This is a genomic window from Listeria rocourtiae FSL F6-920 (assembly GCF_000525975.1).
In the GTDB taxonomy this organism is placed as follows: Bacteria; Bacillota; Bacilli; order Lactobacillales; family Listeriaceae; genus Listeria_A; species Listeria_A rocourtiae.
The window spans coordinates 249844-270165 of the sequence record NZ_AODK01000006.1; the positions used below are offsets into that span (position 1 = coordinate 249844).

The window sequence follows — 20322 nt, forward strand, 5'->3', positions numbered from 1 at the left end:
CGATAAAGCCCTTTCATTCCGAACGATAAACTAAAAAAAAATAAACTCAGCTTCTTAAATTTAATTATTTGCCGAACGATAGGTTCTCGTGGTAACATATAGAAAAGGCAACTAATACATAAAAGAGCGGATGAAAATAGACAGAGAGACTGCAAATTTTGCGGCGCCGACGGGGAAAGCATATGAATGTGAAACTCTCAGGCAAAAGGATGTTTATGGGACGCAACTCTGGAGGCATATTCCTTAATTTTGGAGTACGACAGAGACTTATTTTAACGAGTAAGTCCTTTTAGTATGCAAAAAAAGAGGAGGATTCACATGACAGATTTAAAGAAAACGCCTATTTTTCCTTTATATGAAAAGTATGGTGCAAAAACAATTGATTTTGGTGGATGGGATTTACCTGTGCAATTTTCAGGAATAAAAGCCGAGCATGAAGCTGTAAGAACAAATGCTGGGCTGTTTGATGTGTCTCATATGGGGGAAGTTGCGGTACATGGGCCAGAAAGCCTGGCATTTTTGCAGAATATACTATCCAACGATATTTCAAAATTAAAAATTGGGAAAGCGCAATATAATATTATGTGTTATGAATCAGGTGGCGTAGTCGATGATTTGGTTGTTTATATGAGAGCTGATGAAGATTATCTTCTTGTGGTAAATGCATCAAATACGCAGAAGGACTTTGAATGGCTGGCAGAGCATGCTCCGGATGGGGTTACTGTGTCCAATGTATCGGCAGAGTATGGACAATTAGCTTTACAGGGACCTAACGCGCAAGATATTCTAGCAACGCTGACAGAGGCTAATTTAACTTCTCTTACATTCTTCGGCTTTGTTGATAATGTCGAAATTGCAGGCGTTCCAGCGCTTATTTCAAGATCTGGTTACACTGGTGAAGATGGTTTTGAAATCTATACGAAAGCTGCTGATACACCACGTGTTTGGGAGGCAATTTTAGAAAAAGATGTCTTGCCAATCGGACTTGGTGCACGAGATACTTTGCGATTTGAAGCAAATTTAGCTCTATATGGTCAGGAGTTGACAAAAGATATTTCTCCGCTTGAGGCAGGTGTTGGTTTTGCGGTAAAATTGCAAAAAGAGCCTGATTTTATTGGGAAACAAGCTTTAATAGAGCAAAAAGAAGCTGGATTAACACGTAAATCTGTTGGTATTGAGTTAATTGATCGCGGGATACCAAGACATGACTATAAAGTTTTTGCTGGGAATCAGGAGATTGGAGTTGTAACAAGCGGGACTCAATCTCCAACGCTTGGAAAGAATTTAGGGCTGGCACTTATTGATATTGCTTTTACGGCGCTTGATACGGAGGTTGAAGTCGAAGTTCGTAATAAGAAACTCAAAGCAAAAGTTGTTCAAACCCCATTTTATAAACGTGTGAAATAATGAGGAGGATATAAAATTATGGCCAAACATCGTTTTTTACCAATGACTGAGCAAGACGAGAAGGATATGTTGGATACTATCGGCGTTTCTTCTATTGATGAACTTTTTACAGATATACCTGAGTCGATTCGTTTCAACCGTGAGTATAACTTGAAGCCGGCAAAATCAGAGCCAGCACTTTTGAAAGAGCTGGCTAAATTAGCTGGAAAAAATGCGGATTCGGTGGAATATGCCTCCTTTTTAGGAGCTGGCGTTTATAATCATTACATTCCAACCGTAGTGGATAGTGTGATTTCTCGATCGGAATTTTACACTGCTTACACGCCTTATCAACCAGAGATTTCGCAAGGGGAATTACAAGCCATCTTTGAATTTCAAACGATGATTGCCGAAATTACTGGTATGGATTTAGCGAACTCTTCCATGTATGACGGTGGAACCTCTCTTGCCGAAGCAGCTATGCTTGCAAGTGCCCACACAAAACGCAAAAAAAATCTTGATCTCAAAAGCAGTCCATCCAGAATCGCGAAATGTTGTTAAAACATATGCAAAAGGGCAGCATATTGATGTCGTAGAAATTGATGAAAAGAATGGCGTAACAGACTTAACTGCTTTAGAGTCACAAATAGATGATACGGTGGCAGCGGTTATTGTTCAGTATCCAAACTTTTACGGTCAAGTAGAGGTGCTACAAGAAATCGCACCGTTAGCACATGATAATAAAGCGCTTTTTGTTGTTTCCAGCAACCCGCTTGCTTTAGGAGCTTTAACGCCACCGGGACAGTTTGGTGCCGATATCGTCGTTGGTGACACACAAGTATTCGGAATTTCTGAGGCATTCGGAGGTCCGCACTGTGGTTATTTTGCAGTTACATCGAAATTGACTCGTAAAGTTCCGGGACGTCTTGTTGGAGAGACTGTAGATGAAAATGGAAAACGTGGCTATGTGCTGACACTACAGGCGCGGGAGCAACATATTCGGCGTGATAAAGCAACATCTAACATCTGCTCCAATCAGGCTCTAAACGCGCTTGCTTCATCAGTTGCAATGAGTGCACTCGGGAAACAAGGTCTCACAGAAATGGCAAAACAAAACATTGATAAATCTCATTTCGCGAAGAAAACATTCCAAGAAAAAGGCTTCAATGTTGTTTCTGGCGATGCTTTCTTCAATGAATTTGTCGTCAAGTTGTCGAAACCTATTAAAGAAGTGAACCTAGGTTTGCTGGATCAGGGGATTATCGGCGGATATGATTTAGGAAACTACGAAGAGAAGTACGCCAATCACATGCTTGTTGCAGTGACTGAAATGCGTACAAAAGAAGAAATCGAGACGCTTGTCACAAGTTTGGAGGGGGCAAAATGAATAACAGCGAAACAATGCCATTAGTATTTGAAAGATCCGTTCCAGGGCGAGTTGGATATAGTTTGCCAGAACGAGATGTGCCGGAAATCGATTTAGAGAGTTTATTTGGTGCCACTTATGTCCGTGAAACGCCCCCAGCTTTACCAGAATTAAGCGAATTGGAATTAATGCGTCACTATACAACATTATCCAACCATAATTTCGGCGTGGATTCCGGCTTTTATCCGCTTGGTTCTTGTACAATGAAATATAATCCGAAAACTAACGAAAAAGTTGCGCGTTTCCCCGGTTTCGCTAATATTCACCCCTATCAACCAGAAGAATCAGTGCAGGGCGCTATGGAACTGTTATACGATCTTCAAGAAAGCTTAGTAGAAATCACCGGCATGGATGAAGTGACATTACAGCCTGCAGCTGGTGCCCATGGTGAGTGGACAGCATTAATGTTAATTCGCGCTTTTCATGAAGCAAATGGTGATCACCACCGGACGAAGGTAATCATTCCTGACTCTGCGCATGGTACCAATCCTGCGTCGGCTTCTGTGGCTGGTTTTGATATCATTACAGTTAAATCCAATGAAAAAGGACTTGTAGACATCGATGACCTAAAAAGTGTTGTTGGTGATGATACAGCGGCTCTTATGTTAACAAATCCAAACACACTAGGGCTTTTTGAAGCAGATATTGTTGAAATGGCGGATATCGTGCATAAAGCGGGTGGAAAATTGTATTATGACGGCGCCAACTTGAATGCTATCATGGCGAAAGTTCGTCCTGGTGATATGGGCTTTGATGCTGTGCATTTGAATTTGCACAAAACATTCACTGGTCCTCATGGCGGTGGAGGGCCTGGTTCTGGACCAATCGGCGTTAAGAAGGACTTGATTCCGTTTTTACCAACACCGGTTTTAACGAAAAAAGAGAATAAATATACATTTGATTATAACTATCCACAGTCTATCGGTCGTGTAAAACCTTATTATGGAAACTTCGGTATCAATGTTCGTGCTTATACGTATATTCGTACGATGGGGCCAGATGGTCTGAAAAAAGTGACGGAATATGCGGTATTAAATGCGAATTACATGATGCGTCGCTTAGAAGAAGCCTATGATTTGCCGTTTAATCAAGTTTGTAAACATGAATTTGTCCTTTCTGGAAAACGTCAAAAACAGCTAGGTGTTCGTACATTAGATATCGCTAAACGTCTATTGGATCACAACTTCCATCCACCAACTGTATATTTCCCATTAATTGTGGAGGAAGCAATCATGATTGAGCCGACAGAAACCGAGTCAAAAGAGACATTAGACGGATTTATCGATGTTATGCTTAAAATCGCAAAAGAGGCGGAAGATAACCCTGAAATTGTACAAGAAGCGCCTTACAACACATATGTCAAGCGTTTAGACGAAACACAAGCAGCAAGAAAGCCCGTTTTACGTTATCAAGAGAAGATAGAAGATGAAGTAACAACATGAAAAAAGCCGTGTTTCCCGCTGAAGATTGGGAAACACGGCTTTCTATTCATCCTCAGTGATGACAACGCCGAGAGCTCTGGCGAAACTAAGCGCTTGTTCAGAAGTTACGCGGCAACCTCGTAATTTATCCAGCGAAACTGTTATACCATCAAAATGGTTTACGCTAAGATCAATGCTTTCCATCAGAACATTCGAAAAGTTAGCCTCATTCAACTTACAATTGATGATTTCGGAGTGTTTCAGTTCACTCTCATAAAAATCTGTATTTAAAAGCGAACAGTCGCGCCATTCTACATGCTTGAATTTCGAGAAACCGAGCGAACTCATCGTCATCACGCAATCTTGAAAAAGGGTATTATGTATGAGTGAATCCGAGAAATCAGCGCCGGTAAGCTTACAGTCGATGAACTGACAACGGTGGATAATAGCCGAATTAAAGATAACATTTGACAGATTACATTTCTCAAAAATAACATCTGTTAGCTCAATATTAGGGAATTCTAGCGTCACAAAGTTCACGTTTCGCAAAATCACTTGATCGAGAACAATTCGCTCCATTGGATCAAAATTGAATTCACGATCTTCTATTAAAACTTCACGAAGATACACTTCTTCAGACAACCAATTTGAGTCCAGTGTTTCCAAATGTACCGGTATCTTAGGTGTTTGTATTTTTTTTGACATAGTAAAAGCGCCTCCTTAGAAAAAACCACTAAGCGATATCTGAGCTCAGTGGCTTATTCTTATTTTGATTTGGTTTTGCCTGTCCATCTTTTGTAACCGCCTTTTAGCTGGAATACGTTGTTGTATCCTGCTTTGTAAAGCATTATTGCAGCACGGTTACTTCGCTGTGCGCCTTGGCAATACAAGTAAACGGGCAAATCTTGACGAATCTCTGCTTTACGAGCTTTCATTTGGGACATCGGAATGTTTCTTGCTCCTAAAATGTGTCCAGCATCGAATTCTTTCGGCTCACGAACGTCGATTAATTGTGCTTTCCGGAAGTCTTTTTTGAATTCTTCCTCTGTTAAAATGGTTAACGCTTTCTTACGCATTATATATTGATACACTTCATAGCCTAGCAATACGAGCAAAATAGCAATTGCTAAAACCCAACTCCAGTCAATATTCAAGCTGATATACCCCTTTCTTTTCTTTATCTCCACTTACCATTATAACTTATTTTTTCTTTCCATCAATGACTTTCAAGGAAGTTTTTCGTTTTTTTTGTTTGTGGTCGCTTTTGAGCACGTAATTTCTGCGATTGTTTAACCGCGCTTTGGTATTTGTCGCCTTTTTTTGGACGGTTTCCCAAAAAACGAAAGAGTAGCCAAATGAGGAGGACCAGGATGATGGAGACAACGAGACTACTAATGATACTTTTGAAACCTACGAAAAAAATGCCAATCACGGCAAAAATAGCTAAAATATAAAACCAAATAGGGAATTTACGCATATTTTTCACCTCATTCTAGTAATTCTAGATTTTCGGGTAGTGCTTCTTCGTTTTTATCCTGTTCTACCCGATGCAATTCATTAAATGATGCGATAGCTACTTCTACTTGATCATCTTGCGGCTCTTTAGTCGTTAAAAGTTGTAGCCAAAGACCAGGAACGCCAAGATATTTCAAAATTGGGATATTTCGGCATTTATTCGTTAATTGTAAAACTTCAAATGCTACACCTAGTACAACTGGAATGAGTAAAATCCGGTTAACAACGCGAACCCAAAGCGGATCTGTAGGTACGAGCATATAAATAAACATACCAACAATCACGGTGAACAGTATAAAACTAGAGCCACAACGATAGTGGAGCCGTGATCTGCTTTGAACATTAGCGACAGTAAGCTCTAAATCTGCTTCGTAACAATTGATAACTTTGTGCTCTGCGCCATGATATTGGAATACGCGCTTGATAATTGGGGTTTGCGAAACAGTAAAGATATATCCAAGCAAAAGTATCAATTTAAATAATGTTTCTAGCATAATTTGCCCCATATCCCCAGATACGACAGGGCGAAATAGGTTTGCGATAAAAACAGGAATAAGTGTCATAACAAATTTTGCGAAGATGAAGGAAAGAACACCAACAACTGCAACGCCAAGCCACATTGCAAGTTTCGATTCCTTTTTCTCGATTTTTTGATTCTCCTGTTCGTCAAGCGGATCCTCATCGTAGCGATCTGTCGCAAAAGTTAAGTGTTTAGAACCGATTGCACTTGATTCAATTAAAGCAACAATGCCTCGAATAAAAGGAATTCGTTTTAGTGTCTGCACCCAACCGGGAGGGTTCTTTGTTAAATAGAAGTATTCAATCGTGCCATCTTTTCTTCGGATAGCAGTAACAGTCTCTCTATGGCCTCCAAACATTACGCCCTCAACTACGGCTTGACCGCCATATATTCCTTTTGTCTGTTCACTCAAAATCTTTCACCAGCCTTATTTAGTATACAACTGTTATTCTACGCTAATTTGATGATTTCGTATAGTTATAACGCATAAAAAAAGTTATTTCGCATCATTTGTGTTAGAATAGCTGTATTCGAGCGAAAATAAACATTACATAACGAAAGATATAGGAGGAATCGTGGAATGACTAAATTAGCAAAAATTCAAGCAACATTAACAGATAGGAAGATGGAAGCTGTGTTAGTGACGAGCTACTACAACCGTCGCTATGTAGCGGACTTCACTGGAACGACTGGCATCGCGCTTATCACGCCAAACAATGCTTTTTTCATCACGGATTTCCGTTACACAGAGCAAGCGGCAAAACAAGCAACTGGCTTTGAAATACGTCAAAATAAAGGGCCAATTTTTTGAAGAAGTTCAAGGCATCATTGCTGAATTAGGTCTTCAAACGCTTTATTTTGAGGAAACATATGTGACAGTAGCCGAGCACAAGTTGATGCAAAGCTTTTTCTCAGCAAAATTAGAACCATTTAGCGATCTTCTTGAAGATATGCGCAAAGTGAAGACAGCGTCTGAGCTTTCTGCAATTAGAGCGGCTTGTGAAATTGCAGATGCTGCATTTACGCACATTTTGACTTTTATAAAGCCAGGTTTAACAGAATTAGAAGTATCCAATGAACTAGAATTTTTCATGCGCAGAAATGGGGCGTCTGGTTCCTCTTTTGATACGATTGTAGCTTCAGGGCTCCGTTCTGCCTTACCACATGGTGTTGCATCGGACAAAATTATTGAAGTAGGCGACTTTGTAACGATGGATTATGGTTGTTACTATAACGGTTATTGCTCTGATATGACGCGGACGATTGCAATTGGAGAACCTAGTGCTCAGTTAAAAGAAATTTACGCTGTGACATTAGAAGCACAACTTAAAGTCATTGACTCGCTAAAACCAGGAATGACAGGCATTGATGCAGATGCAATTGCTCGTGATTACATTGCGTCTAAAGGTTATGGTGACGCATTTGGGCATTCGCTAGGGCACGGTATTGGTTTGGAAATCCATGAAGGTCCTAATCTTTCGATGAAAAGCCCTAATATTCTCGTGCCAGGGAATGTTGTAACTGATGAACCAGGTATTTATCTTCCAGGCATTGGTGGCGTAAGGATTGAAGATGATATTTTAATTACCGAAACGGGAAATGAAGTTTTAACACATTCTTCAAAGGAACTAATTATTTTATAGAATTGTATAATGACTCGTTTTGTGGTTAAATAAGTAAGGATGAACCCAACTTTGAAGTAGGAGGATACAAAGATGATTTCAGTAAATGATTTTAAAACAGGTTTAACAATCGAAGTAGATAATGGTATCTGGCGCGTGCTAGATTTCCAACATGTAAAGCCAGGAAAAGGTGCTGCGTTCGTTCGTTCAAAATTGCGTAACTTACGTACTGGCGCTATTCAAGAAAAAAAAAAACGTTCCGTGGTGGTGAAAAAGTAGCCAAGGCGCAAATTGACAACAACAAAATGCAATATTTATATGCAAGTGGTGACCAACACGTTTTCATGAATACAGAAACATACGATCAAATTGAGCTTCCAGAAAAACAAATCGAATACGAATTGAAATTTTTGCGTGAAAATATGGAAGTTCAAATCATTATGTATCAAGGAGAAACATTAGGTGTTGATTTACCAAATACAGTTGAGTTAAAAGTTGTTGCTACAGATCCAGGAATCAGAGGTGACACATCTTCCGGTGGATCTAAGCCTGCAACACTAGAAACTGGTCTTGTTGTCAACGTTCCACTCTTCGTCAATGTGGACGATACACTCGTTGTCAATACAACTGAAGGCGGATCATACGTTTCGCGTGCCCAATAATATTGAACAAGATAGTCCAGTCAGCTCTGGGCTATTTTTTTGCAAAAAAACGGCGTTAAACTACGAGTTTCTATGAAAAGTATGGTACAATAATTAGGATGCGTGACGAATGCATTTGAACTTATATATCATGTATAGATTAATATTGAGGAGTGTTATAAATAATGTTATCAATTAGCGAGATGAAACAACTTGTGAAATTAGTAGATGAGTCTTCACTGACTGAATTCGAATACGAAACAGAAAAAGGAAAAATAAAGATGAAAAAGGGAGGCGAGCATGTAACATCTCCAGTCGTTTCAGCACCAACAGTACAAGCTGTTCTTCCAGCGCCTCAATTAGAAACAACAGAAGTTACCGCAACACCAACCACATCAACAGAAGACTTGCATGTTATTACTTCACCAATGGTCGGAACATTTTATAGTTCTCCAAACCCAGAAAGCCCTGCATTTGTGGAGGTTGGCGCGATGGTTCATGAAAAAACAGTTGTCGCAATCATTGAAGCGATGAAGTTACTAAATGATGTTGATGCAGACGTGACTGGCGAAATTGTTGAAATTCTTGCTTCTAATGGAGAACTAGTTGAATTCGGTCAGCCACTATTTAAAGTTAGAAAGAAATAAGGGGTAATAATCATGATAAAAAAAATATTGATAGCGAATCGCGGGGAAATCGCTGTTCGTATCATCCGCGCCGCAAAAGAGATGAACATTGAAACGGTTGCCATCTATTCAGAAGCAGACGCTGAGAGTTTACATATTCAACTGGCAGACGAAGCGTATTGCGTCGGACCTGCACCTTCAAAAGAAAGTTATCTCAACATGTCCAATATAATTAGCGTTGCTGTTCTAACGAATTGTGATGCGATTCATCCAGGATACGGTTTCCTAGCAGAGAATGCAGATTTTGCTGAGCTTTGTCAAGATTGCAATATCATTTTCATCGGACCAAGCGCGGATGCCATTTCTCAAATGGGAACGAAAGATGTTGCCCGCGAAACGATGAAAAAAGCCGGAGTACCCGTTGTTCCAGGTTCTACAGGAATTATTAAAGATGTTGAAGAGGCCAAAAAGTTAGCTAAAAAAAATCGGTTACCCGGTCATCATTAAAGCAACAGCTGGTGGTGGTGGTAAAGGAATTCGTATAGCAGAAGATGAAGAAAAGCTTGTTTCTGGCCTGCAAATCACACAACAAGAAGCTGAGGCAGCATTCGGTGATTCTGGCGTGTACATCGAGAAATTTATTCAAGATTTCCGCCATGTTGAGATTCAAATAATGGCTGATAATTATGGTAATGCAATCCACTTAGGAGAACGCGATTGCTCCATTCAAAGACGCCTACAAAAGTTGATTGAAGAAGCACCGTCCCCAGCTCTAGACGAGAAAATGCGTCAAAAAATGGGGAAAGCAGCCGTAAAAGCTGCGAAAGCCGTGAAATATTCTGGTGCTGGAACCATCGAATTTATTTATGTTCCACACGAAAAAAACGTTTTATTTCATGGAAATGAATACGCGCGTTCAAGTGGAGCATCCCGTAACCGAATGGATTACAGGAATTGATATTGTTAAACAACAAATTCTAGTGGCTTCAGGAGAACATTTGACAATCAAGCAAGAGGACGTTAAATTAACAGGTTGGGCTATTGAATGCCGTATCAATGCCGAAAATCCAGAAAAGAATTTCATGCCAGCGCCAGGAGAAATTAAGTTTTACCTCCCACCAGGTGGAAATGGCGTTCGTATTGATTCAGCAGCCTATCCAAACTATAAAATCCCCCCATATTACGATTCCATGGTGGCAAAAGTAATTTGTTACGGTGAAACGCGTGATGAAGCAATTGCTACAATGAAACGCGCACTAGGCGAATTTGCTGTAGAAGGGATTCCAACAACAATTCCATTCCATTTACGCGTTTTAGATCACGAAGTTTTCCAATCAGGAGACTTCAATACAAAATTCCTTGAAAAGTATGATGTAATGAATCTATCGTGAGGAGAGATAATCATGGCACTAACGAAAAAATAAAAAACGAGGAAACACTTGGTAAAATCGAAATCGCACCAGAAGTTATTGGCGTAATTGCAGGGCTGGCAGCAGCTGAGGTTGAAAATGTGGCAGGTATGCAAGGTTCCTTCACAAATGAAATGCGTGAAAGACTTGGTGGTGCAGTAAACCATAGCAAAGGTGTTAAAATCGATCTTACTGAAGAGGGGATTATCATTGATGTTTACTGCTATATACAATTTGGAGCAACAATTCCTCTTTTAGCACAGAACATTCAAGATAGCATCCGCGAAACCATTCTGAACATGACAGGCCTCGAAGTCACCGAAGTGAACATCCACATTGTCGGCGTTCAATTTGAGCGACAAGAAACACTGTCATTTGATGAATTAGAAATTTAAAACGTGGTAACACGGAAACTAAGGAGTAGAGCTTTTAATGAAAAGACGAGAAGCGCGAGAGAAGGCTCTTCAAATATTGTTTCAAATGGAGCTCAATGAGATGCATTTGGATCAAGCGATAGCCAACGTGATGGAAAACCAAAGCGATGCCTATGTTGATAAATTAGTGGAGGGCGTCGTTGCCAATAAGACAGCAATTGACGAATTAATTGCCGAAAACTTGGATAATTGGAGTATGGATCGATTAAACAAAGTGGACCTTGCTATTCTGCGAGTGAGCGTATTCGAAATGGTATATTGTGAAGATATTCCAGACCGAGTAAGCTTGAACGAGTCACTTGAAATCGCCAAAATTTTCAGCGATGAAAAATCAAGTAAGTTTATAAACGGCGTATTAGCTAATATCGCAAAAGACGATGTGATAGAATAATTAATCTTGTACAGTGTCATGTTTAATTCACAAAAATTTCGACCGAATGAGTGATGTTTCCTGTTTCGGAAGGTTTCATATCTCCCGAAACAGGTTTCAGATAAATTTTAAGGGGGCTTTTTTGATGGGACAAATTATTGATGGTAAACAACTGGCGAAAAAGATTCAAGAAAATGTAACAAGTGAGGTAGCCGAACTTGCAAAGCAAAATTTACAACCAGGACTTGCGGTTGTGCTTGTAGGTGATAATCAGGCTAGCCGTACATATGTAAGGAATAAACAAAAGCGCACAGAAGAAGCCGGCATGAAGTCTGTTTTAATTGAACTACCAGAAGATATTTCAGAAGCAAAATTACTAGAAACTGTAGAAAATCTAAATAATGATGTAGCAATCCATGGTATTTTAGTGCAATTACCATTACCAAAACATATTTCGGAGGATAAAGTGATAGATACGATTATTCCAGAAAAAGATGTTGATGGCTTCCACCCAATAAACGTTGGGAATCTCTATGTTGGTAAAGAGGCCTTTGTTCCATGCACACCAGCAGGTATTATCGAGTTAATTAAATCGACTGGTGTTTCTATTGAAGGTAAACAAGCAGTGGTTATCGGTCGTAGCAACATTGTTGGAAAACCAGTAGCTCAACTCTTATTGCAAGAAAATGCAACAGTAACTATCGCACATAGTCGCACAAAAGACTTACCAGCAGTTGCGCGCACTGCGGATATTCTAGTGGTAGCAACAGGTCTAGCCAAATTCATTAAGAAAGATGCTATCAAACCAGGTGCGGTAGTTATTGACGTTGGTATGGATCGCGATGAAAACAATAAACTATGTGGCGATGTCGATTTTGACGATGTAAAAGATACAGCAGGCTTTATAACACCTGTCCCAGGAGGCGTTGGTCCGATGACAATCACCATGCTACTTGCTAATACACTAAAAGCAGCCAAGCGTATTTGGGACACACAACTCCAAACAAAATAGAACGATATGAAGTAGCTAGACGACAAGTACTTTTACCCTAGATAAAAAAGAGGATGCTTTTCTTAAGATTGTAATCCATAGACTTAAAGCAATCCATCAACAAGTATTTGTCGCTTTGCTGCATAATTTTTCTTTTAAGATAAGGTGTGTGTACAATGGAACAAGATAAATACCTCAGTGTTGAGGCATTAACAAAATATATTGAGAAGAAATTTGAAGTAGATCCTTACTTAAAGAACATCTATGTAAAAGGAGAAATTTCGAATTTTAAGCAGCCAATCAGCGGCCATATGTATTTTACGCTGAAAGATGAAGGCGCAGAGCTACGTTGCGTTATGTTCCAAAAATCAGCAGCAAAACTAGGTTTCAAACCAGAAGATGGGATGCAGATTCTACTTACGGGGCGTGTCAGTGTGTTCAGTAAAGGCGGGCGCTATCAACTTTACGCAGAGTGGATGGAACCGGATGGGATTGGTAGTCTTTATATCAAATTGGAGCAGTTAAAGAAACAGCTAGAATTGGAAGGGCTTTTTGCGCAAAATCGCAAACGGGCGCTTCCTTCTTTTCCTGCCAAAGTCGGGATTGTAACTTCAAAAACGGGAGCGGCAATTCGAGATATGATTACAACAATAAAGCGTCGCATGCCATCAACGGAGATCTTACTATTTCCTACAATTGTTCAAGGAGATACAGCAGCGCCAAATATCGTTCGCAATATTGAACGTGCCAATTTTCGCAACGATATTGATGTACTGATTATTGGGCGTGGTGGTGGTTCTATCGAGGATTTATGGGCATTTAATGAGGAAATAGTCGTTCGTGCGGTGGCCGATTCGGATATCCCTATTATTTCTGCTGTTGGCCATGAGACAGATACAACGTTGACAGATTACGTGGCAGATGTTCGAGCTGCTACCCCAACAGCCGCAGCAGAATTAGCAGTTCCAGATTACCGTGATTTACTAGAACGCCTTGCAGAGCGTCGCTTCCGTTTGATTCAAGCAATGAAACAACGGGTCGATGTTTCTAAGCAGAATATTTTACGTCAACAAGAGCGCTTATTAATGCATGGACCGAAGCGACAAATCGAGCAATATCAAGAACGTACGGATTATTTTATCGAGCGTTTAGAACGTGGTTTAAAACAGCATCTTATTTTGAATCAGCATGCTTTCGAACAGTTGACCTTTCGCTTAACGCACACTGGCCTAGATCGCGAAATAATGCAACAGCAGCAGTTTTTAGCGAATGTGAGTAAAGATTTGACACAGCAGATGAAGCAACTTATCATCATGAAGAGACGCGATTTTTTGCAAAAAGTTGAGGCATTGGAGCTTTTGAGCCCGCTCGGTTTACTAAAACGTGGTTATAGTGTAGTTTACAAAGATGATGAAATTTTAGCATCGAGTGCAAGTGTAACTATTGGTGATGAAATTGGAATCACAATGGCAGACGGGAAAATTCGGGCAAAAATAACAGAAAAGGGGGGCACATGAGCATGGCAACGAAAAAAAATTAGTTACGAAGACGCGATGAAAGAGTTAGAGAGCATCGTCCAAATGTTAGAAGAAGGTAATGTTTCCTTAGAGGATTCACTAGATATGTATCAACGCGGTATTGAATTGACTAAATTATGCCAAGAAAAATTGGCCGCAGCAGAAGATAAGCTAGCAAAAGTAGTCACAGAAGCAGATGAGGAAGAACCATTTCAGGTAGAAGAAGGTAAAAAATAATGACATTTGATCAATTTATGCAACATTATAAGCAAGAAATCGAAAATTGTATGAAACAAGCCATTATTGCAACTGAATCTGATCAAAAGTTGGAACAGTCCATGATGTATTCTTTAGAAGCCGGTGGCAAGCGAATTCGTCCGTTATTAGTTTTAGCAACACTTATTGCTTTTGATTGCGAGCCGAAGTTGGGATACCGAACGGCAGCAGCGATGGAAATGATTCATACATATAGTCTGATTCATGATGATTTGCCTGCGATGGATAATGATGATTTCAGACGTGGTAAACTGACCAATCACAAGGTTTATGGCGAGGCTACTGCTATTTTGGCTGGGGATGCGCTACTTACAAAAGCTTTTGAACTGATTGTGAGTGACACAAAATTATCCACGCCTGTGAGAGTAAATCTTATACAACTTTTTGCCAAAAGTGCTGGTGCAAGTGGCATGGTAGGTGGACAACAAGCAGATATTCTCGGGGAAAACCAAACGTTATCGCTCGCTGATTTAGAGTCTATTCATCGGCGAAAAACGGGGGCGCTTCTCAGTGCTTCCGTACTTAGCGGGGCAATTATTGCAGAGGCTTCTGATGCCGACCGACTAGCATTGGAAAAATTTGCGCATCATATCGGCATCGCTTTTCAAATCTGCGACGATATTCTAGATGTCATTGGTGATGCTGAAAAAATGGGCAAAAAAACGGGGGCGGATGCTGATTTACAAAAAAAGTACGTATCCTGCATTACTATCACTGGAAGGGGCCAAACAAGCCTTAGCTGAACATACAAATTCAGCAAAAAAAGCGCTCCATACAATGAACATCGATGCTAGTTTATTACTTGGTTTAACGGATTTAATAGCTGTTCGTGATTTTTAATAATAAAGATTTGTATATGTTTTTGAGAGAGTGCGCCCTTTTCTAAGGTGTGCTTTTTTTTCATTTCTATAGTAAAATCCGCGAAACTGGTTTATAATGAGACCAATGGCAACATTTATGGTAGCGCGAGCATGCGTGGGCCAACTGATATTGATGGAGAAATCCTAGAAAGTGAGTTGTTTTGTTTGGATTTATTGGAAATTAAGAATCCTGCGTTCGTAAAAGACCTGGACGTGGCGCAGATGGAAGCGCTCAGTGCCGATATTCGCGAATTCCTAATTCAATCGACTTCCAAAACGGGTGGACATATTGGACCGAACCTTGGCGTTGTGGAGCTTACAATAGCACTACACCATTGTTTTAATAGCCCAGAAGATAAGTTTTTATGGGATGTCGGGCACCAAACCTACGTACACAAGATTTTAACTGGTAGAGCAAATAGATTCGATACATTACGGCAGCATGACGGATTAGATGGCTTTCCAAAGCGTAAAGAATCAGAACATGATGTTTGGGAGACTGGTCATAGTTCTACTTCGTTATCTGCAGCTGCTGGAATGGCGATTGCACGAGATATTCGTAAAGAAAAATACCATGTTTTGCCAATAATTGGCGATGGAGCATTAACTGGCGGTATGGCACTTGAAGCTTTAAATCATATTGGTGATATGAGAAAGAACGTAATAGTGGTTTTAAATGATAACAATATGTCGATTGCACCTAATGTTGGAGCGATGCATAATGTTTTAGGAAAGTTACGCACATCTGGCAAATTTAAACGAGCTAAAAAAGATATTGAAGCCGCAATGAAAAAAAATCCCAACAGCTGGTGATAAGATTGCTGGTGCTGCAGAGCGTATTAAAGATAGTATTAAATATCTACTCGTTCAAGGTACGTTTTTTTGAAGAAATGGGCTATACGTATCTCGGCCCCGTTAATGGACACGATTACAATGATTTGATTACAAATATGGAATTCGCTAAAAAAGTGAAAGGTCCTGTTTTGATGCATGTTGTAACGACGAAAGGAAAAGGGTATCAGCCTGCGGAATCTGATCGTATTGGCAATTGGCATGGAACTGGCCCTTACAAAATTGAGACAGGCGATTTCATCAAACCTGTTGGCGGGCCTCCTGCTTGGAGCGCTGTGATTAGCGAGGCAGTCTTGGAACTTGCACAAACAGATGAACGTGTGGTCGCTATAACGCCAGCGATGCCTGTTGGCTCAAAATTAGAAAAATTCGCTACAGCTTTTCCAGACCGTTTTTTTGATGTTGGGATTGCTGAGCAACATGCAACAACAATGGCAGCTGGACTTGCTGCACTTCACATGAAACCTTTTTTAGCCATTTATTCGACGTTTTTACAACGCGCTTATGATCAAGTCGTTCATGATATTTGTCGACAAGAACTGAATGTAATAATTGGCATTGACCGTGCCGGTTTAGTTGGTGCTGATGGTGAGACGCATCAAGGAATTTTTGATATTGGCTTCTTGCGTGGCATTCCAAACATGACAATTATGATGCCAAAAGATGAGAATGAGGCGAGACATCTTGTAAAGACGGCATATGATTACGATGCTGGACCAATTGCAATTCGTTACCCTCGTGGAAATGGGCTTGGTGTTAACATTGATACCGAGATGAAAGCTGTGCCAATTGGTTCGTGGGAAATGCTTAGCACCCCTGTTGATGTAGCGATTGTCACGTTTGGAACCACCATTCCGATGGCTGTCGAAGCAGTAATGGAGTTAAAGCGACAAGGCATTCAAGCAGGTGTTATCAATGCACGCTTCATTAAACCACTAGACAAGGCGATGCTCCATGATTTGATGAAACGAGAAATTCCAATTATTACTGTTGAGGAGTCACTTTTAAAAGGCGGTTTTGGTACAGCGGTGCTTGAGTTTGCAGAGGAACATGGCTATGATCAAGCAGTTATTCGTAGAATCGGGCTTCCGGATACTTTTATTAGTCATGGCTCCGTGGAAATGATTTTGGCAGAGCATGGAATTTCAGCACTTGGCATTTTAAATACGATTCAAAAAATATTACCAGAAAAACAGATAAGGGCGTAGAGATGGCGATAAAAAAAGAACGTGTAGATGTATTATTAGTAGAGCAAGGTTTATTTGAAACACGCGAAAAAGCGAAGCGGTCTGTGATGGCTGGTTTGGTCTATTTAAAAGAAGAACGCGTGGATAAACCTGGTGAGAAATTCCCTGTAAAATCGGTATTTCAAGTGAAGGGAAAAGTGATGCCATATGTGAGTCGTGGTGGCTTGAAGCTTGAGAAGGCGCTAGAAGTATTTGATTTAGATGTGGCAGATAAATTGCTACTCGATATCGGCTCTTCAACAGGCGGATTTACGGATTGTGCATTACAGAACGGTGCTAAACATTCCTACGCACTCGATGTCGGTTATAACCAGCTCGCTTGGAAATTGCGCAACGATGCTCGTGTTACCGTGATGGAACGCACGAATTTTAGATATGTAACCCCAGCTGATTTTGAGCAAGGTTTAGCGGATTTCGCAACAATTGACGTTTCATTCATTTCGTTACAGTTAATTTTACCCGTCTTGAAAACAGTGTTAGTCAGTGACGGTGAAGTGATGACCTTGATAAAACCACAATTTGAAGCGGGTAAAGAACAAGTTGGTAAAAAAGGGATTATCCGTGACCCGAAAATACATTTGGAAGTATTGAAGAAAATCACGAATTTTGCGTTAGCAGAAGGTTATTCTTTGCTAGCGGTAGATTTTTCTCCAATTACTGGTGGCGAAGGAAACATCGAGTTTATCGCGCATCTAAAATGGGATAACAAGGCGAAAAATCATTTATCTGCGACTGATTTGGCGGATATCGTGACAAAAGCACATACGGAACTAGAATAATTATACATGCCGAGTTGTCTTTTTAAGATAGCTCGGTTTTTATATTTTAAGCCACTTTTATGTATTTTTATCCCCTTATTTGGCCTTTTTCACATGCATACGAGTTTTTAGAAACATTTTTCAAGTTAAATCCGTGACTTTACGCTCGTTTTGGGCTAAGATGTAAGAGAGAAAAAAGTTCGTGAGGTGAGAGATTAATGAATAAAGGTCATCGTCATATTATTATTAGAGAACTCGTAACGTCAAATGAAATTGAGACACAAGAAGATCTTGTTGAGTTATTACTAAAAAGAGATGTCAAAGTCACCCAAGCCACTATTTCCCGCGATATTAAAGAGTTACATCTTGTGAAGGTCCCGACACAAACTGGCAATTATAAGTACAGCCTCCCTGCCGATAATCGCTTCAATCCACATCAGAAGTTGAAACGATCACTTGTAGATGCTTTTATTAGTGTTGAAACCGTGCAGTTCATGCTTATTTTAAAAGTAATGCCGGGCAATGCCAATGCTATCGGAGCATTAATTGATAATTTGAACTGGGAAGAAAAAGTTGGCTCTTTGTGTGGAGATGATACCTGTTTGATTATTTGCCGAAGTGAATCCGACGCGAAAGTATTATCAGAGCGCTTGATCGAGATGCTCTAAATTGAGGTGAACAGATTTGTTACAAGAACTAACAATTAGAAATTTTGCTATCATCGAATCTTTAAATCTATCTTTTCAAGAAGGTATGACTGTTCTAACTGGGGAGACCGGCGCGGGGAAATCGATTATAATTGATGCGCTCGGTCTTCTTGTTGGTGGCAGAGGTTCCGTTGATTTTATTAGACACGGAGAAGATAAGCTGGAAATTCAAGGTCTATTTACGGTTAATTCACAAAATAAAGGCTGTCTTGAAGCGCTTGAACATAATGGTATTGACGCAAGTGACGGCATGGTTGTTCTAGAACGTATTCTTTTTCAAAGTGGTAAAAATACGTGCCGAATTAACGGGAAACTTGCGACAACTGTCGTTTTACGTGAAATTGGTTCGCGACTTATTGATATCCACAGCCAACACGAGCATCAGGAATTAATGAATGATGAGTTTCATTTACAGTTGCTGGATCGATTTGCTTGGAAGGATATTGAGCCAACTTTGGTGCGTTATCAAACGGAATACATTGCTTATACAGAAATGAAATCAAAATGGCAGAACTGGACTAAAAATGAACAAGAGCTAGCGCAGCGACTCGATATGCTTCGTTTTCAACAAGATGAAATCACAAGTGCTAATCTGCGTTTAGGCGAAGAAGAGGGCTTGATGGAACAGAAGCATGTCCTTGCAAATTTCGAGAAGATTAACGAGAATCTGCAGAGTGCTTATGCGGCGCTTCAAGGTGAAGAGCGTGGCCTAGAATTCATCTCAGAAGCAATGCGATATGTGGCAACGGCAAGTGATATTTTATCAGAATACAAATCGCTTAGTGAATCCGTAGCATCTAGTTTTTATTTACTTGAAGAAAGCGCAATGCAAATTAGGCAAGAGTTAGATAATTTAGAATTCCAGCCAGATGAATTAGATACAATCGAAACGCGACTTAATGAATTAAGCCAACTAAAACGTAAATATGGCAAGACTGTTGAAGCAATTATTCAGTACAATGAGGAAATTGATCAGGAAATCCTGGAGTTATCAGATCAAGAAACTCATTTAGACCAACTTGAGCAAGATTTGGAAAGTGCGAAAGATAGACTGAGCGTACTTGCTTCCAAATTAACCGCGATTCGTCAAAAAGCAGCCATCCGACTAGGAAAACAAATCAAAAATGAACTAAACCAACTGTATATGGAAAAGGCGATTTTCCAAGTCAATTTCACAACACAAACAAGTGAATTCACAGAAAATGGTGTTGACAAAGTCGCATTTTATATGAGTACCAACCCAGGCGAACCGCTAAAAGCCCTCTCCAAAGTGGCATCTGGTGGGGAACTTTCGCGTATGATGCTGGCACTTAAAACCATTTTTTCACGCCATCAAGGCATTACTTCGATTATTTTCGATGAGGTTGATACGGGAGTTAGTGGACGTGTGGCCCAAGCAATTGCCGAGAAAATATATGCTGTGGCGATTGGTTCACAAGTACTTTGTATTTCTCACTTACCGCAAGTTGCTGCGATGGCTGATAACCATTTCTACATTTCCAAAGCAACAACTGGAAAACGAACAGTCACATCCGTTACACCGCTTTCTGGTGATGAAAAAATCGAGGAAATTAGTCGCATGATTGCTGGCATTGAAGTAACCGATGTGACAAAACAACATGCCAATGAAATGCTGACACAAGCGATGAAAATCAAATCGCAAAAGCAGGCATAATCTAAAAAATGAATGAAATAGCTTGCATCTCAAAAGAAATTTGCTTACAATGATGAGGTAGCGTTTTTA

Annotated in this window: 14 protein-coding genes, 6 pseudogenes and 1 riboswitch; of the genes and pseudogenes, 17 read left to right on the top strand and 3 right to left on the bottom strand. The window is 40.1% G+C overall.

The window, feature by feature from the left end; all coding sequences use genetic code 11:
• Positions 1-130: 130 nt before the first annotated feature.
• A riboswitch (glycine riboswitch) is annotated at positions 131-223 on the top strand.
• Between the two features lie 95 nt (positions 224-318).
• From gcvT to gcvPB, 3 genes and pseudogenes are all read left to right on the top strand, one after another.
• Entirely contained in the window at positions 319-1407 is a 1089-nt protein-coding gene (gene gcvT / locus PROCOU_RS03280) for a glycine cleavage system aminomethyltransferase GcvT (RefSeq protein WP_036069598.1), read from the top strand.
• 66 nt (positions 1408-1473) lie between these two features.
• Positions 1474-2773: pseudogene (gcvPA, locus tag PROCOU_RS03285) on the top strand (aminomethyl-transferring glycine dehydrogenase subunit GcvPA).
• Positions 2770-4254, top strand: coding sequence for an aminomethyl-transferring glycine dehydrogenase subunit GcvPB (gene gcvPB, locus PROCOU_RS03290; RefSeq protein WP_036069599.1), 1485 nt, complete (start codon positions 2770-2772; stop codon positions 4252-4254). The pseudogene gcvPA and the gene gcvPB overlap by 4 nt, the downstream one beginning before the upstream one ends.
• A gap of 42 nt (positions 4255-4296) precedes the next feature.
• On the opposite strand, the gene PROCOU_RS03295 is transcribed toward gcvPB, so the two are convergent.
• The 3 genes from PROCOU_RS03295 to PROCOU_RS03310 form a co-directional block, all read right to left on the bottom strand.
• Complete coding sequence (locus PROCOU_RS03295; protein ID WP_036069600.1) at positions 4297-4938, bottom strand: pentapeptide repeat-containing protein; 642 nt, start codon at positions 4936-4938, stop codon at positions 4297-4299.
• A 59-nt stretch (positions 4939-4997) separates the two neighbouring features.
• Positions 4998-5381, bottom strand: a complete 384-nt coding sequence (locus PROCOU_RS03300; RefSeq protein WP_036069664.1) for a rhodanese-like domain-containing protein — start codon at positions 5379-5381, stop codon at positions 4998-5000.
• Between the two features lie 339 nt (positions 5382-5720).
• Positions 5721-6626 carry a DUF1385 domain-containing protein gene (locus PROCOU_RS03310; protein ID WP_077913311.1) on the bottom strand — a complete coding sequence of 302 codons (906 nt, stop codon included), beginning with the start codon at positions 6624-6626 and terminating at the stop codon, positions 5721-5723.
• A 222-nt stretch (positions 6627-6848) separates the two neighbouring features.
• Between PROCOU_RS03310 and PROCOU_RS03315 the strand changes: the two are divergent.
• From PROCOU_RS03315 to recN, 14 genes and pseudogenes are all read left to right on the top strand, one after another.
• A pseudogene (locus tag PROCOU_RS03315) lies at positions 6849-7911 on the top strand (M24 family metallopeptidase).
• A 72-nt stretch (positions 7912-7983) separates the two neighbouring features.
• A pseudogene (gene efp, locus PROCOU_RS03320) lies at positions 7984-8552 on the top strand (elongation factor P).
• A 164-nt stretch (positions 8553-8716) separates the two neighbouring features.
• A complete protein-coding gene (gene accB, locus PROCOU_RS03325; protein ID WP_036069602.1) occupies positions 8717-9178 on the top strand; it encodes an acetyl-CoA carboxylase biotin carboxyl carrier protein in 462 nt (153 codons plus the stop codon).
• 12 nt (positions 9179-9190) lie between these two features.
• Positions 9191-10548 (top strand): annotated as a pseudogene (gene accC, locus PROCOU_RS03330) (acetyl-CoA carboxylase biotin carboxylase subunit).
• The gene (locus PROCOU_RS03335; RefSeq protein WP_051994165.1) at positions 10545-10961 is read left to right on the top strand and encodes an Asp23/Gls24 family envelope stress response protein; all 417 of its coding nucleotides are present in this window, start codon (positions 10545-10547) and stop codon (positions 10959-10961) included. Before accC ends, PROCOU_RS03335 begins: the two are co-directional and overlap by 4 nt.
• Before the next feature lie 37 nt (positions 10962-10998).
• A complete protein-coding gene (nusB, locus tag PROCOU_RS03340; RefSeq protein WP_036069604.1) occupies positions 10999-11391 on the top strand; it encodes a transcription antitermination factor NusB in 393 nt (130 codons plus the stop codon).
• A gap of 124 nt (positions 11392-11515) precedes the next feature.
• Complete coding sequence (gene folD, locus PROCOU_RS03345; RefSeq protein WP_036069605.1) at positions 11516-12382, top strand: bifunctional methylenetetrahydrofolate dehydrogenase/methenyltetrahydrofolate cyclohydrolase FolD; 867 nt, start codon at positions 11516-11518, stop codon at positions 12380-12382.
• A gap of 155 nt (positions 12383-12537) precedes the next feature.
• Entirely contained in the window at positions 12538-13878 is a 1341-nt protein-coding gene (xseA, locus tag PROCOU_RS03350) for an exodeoxyribonuclease VII large subunit (RefSeq protein ID WP_036069606.1), read from the top strand.
• Positions 13879-13914: 36 nt separating this feature from the next.
• On the top strand, positions 13915-14115 hold the full coding sequence (gene xseB / locus PROCOU_RS03355) for an exodeoxyribonuclease VII small subunit (RefSeq protein ID WP_036069608.1): 201 nt from the start codon (positions 13915-13917) through the stop codon (positions 14113-14115).
• Positions 14115-14994: pseudogene (locus PROCOU_RS03360) on the top strand (polyprenyl synthetase family protein). The gene xseB and the pseudogene PROCOU_RS03360 overlap by 1 nt, the downstream one beginning before the upstream one ends.
• Before the next feature lie 185 nt (positions 14995-15179).
• Positions 15180-17074, top strand: a pseudogene (gene dxs / locus PROCOU_RS03365) (1-deoxy-D-xylulose-5-phosphate synthase).
• Positions 17075-17076: 2 nt separating this feature from the next.
• A complete protein-coding gene (locus tag PROCOU_RS03370; RefSeq protein WP_036069610.1) occupies positions 17077-17892 on the top strand; it encodes a TlyA family RNA methyltransferase in 816 nt (271 codons plus the stop codon).
• Positions 17893-18089: 197 nt separating this feature from the next.
• Positions 18090-18539, top strand: a complete 450-nt coding sequence (gene ahrC / locus PROCOU_RS03375) for a transcriptional regulator AhrC/ArgR (protein ID WP_036069612.1) — start codon at positions 18090-18092, stop codon at positions 18537-18539.
• A gap of 16 nt (positions 18540-18555) precedes the next feature.
• Positions 18556-20253 (top strand): DNA repair protein RecN, encoded by a 1698-nt coding sequence (gene recN, locus PROCOU_RS03380; RefSeq protein ID WP_036069613.1) that lies wholly within the window; start codon positions 18556-18558, stop codon positions 20251-20253.
• Positions 20254-20322: the final 69 nt, after the last annotated feature.

Excerpts from the sequence above, each read along its gene's own strand:
- gcvT (WP_036069598.1), top strand. The coding sequence starts at position 319 with ATGACAGATTTAAAGAAAACGCCTATTTTTCCTTTATATGAAAAGTAT.
- gcvPB (WP_036069599.1), top strand. The coding sequence starts at position 2,770 with ATGAATAACAGCGAAACAATGCCATTAGTATTTGAAAGATCCGTTCCA.
- PROCOU_RS03295 (WP_036069600.1), bottom strand. The coding sequence starts at position 4,938 with ATGTCAAAAAAAATACAAACACCTAAGATACCGGTACATTTGGAAACA.
- PROCOU_RS03310 (WP_077913311.1), bottom strand. The coding sequence starts at position 6,626 with ATGTTTGGAGGCCATAGAGAGACTGTTACTGCTATCCGAAGAAAAGAT.
- accB (WP_036069602.1), top strand. The coding sequence starts at position 8,717 with ATGTTATCAATTAGCGAGATGAAACAACTTGTGAAATTAGTAGATGAG.
- nusB (WP_036069604.1), top strand. The coding sequence starts at position 10,999 with ATGAAAAGACGAGAAGCGCGAGAGAAGGCTCTTCAAATATTGTTTCAA.
- folD (WP_036069605.1), top strand. The coding sequence starts at position 11,516 with ATGGGACAAATTATTGATGGTAAACAACTGGCGAAAAAGATTCAAGAA.
- xseA (WP_036069606.1), top strand. The coding sequence starts at position 12,538 with ATGGAACAAGATAAATACCTCAGTGTTGAGGCATTAACAAAATATATT.
- xseB (WP_036069608.1), top strand. The coding sequence starts at position 13,915 with ATGAAAGAGTTAGAGAGCATCGTCCAAATGTTAGAAGAAGGTAATGTT.
- PROCOU_RS03370 (WP_036069610.1), top strand. The coding sequence starts at position 17,077 with ATGGCGATAAAAAAAGAACGTGTAGATGTATTATTAGTAGAGCAAGGT.
- ahrC (WP_036069612.1), top strand. The coding sequence starts at position 18,090 with ATGAATAAAGGTCATCGTCATATTATTATTAGAGAACTCGTAACGTCA.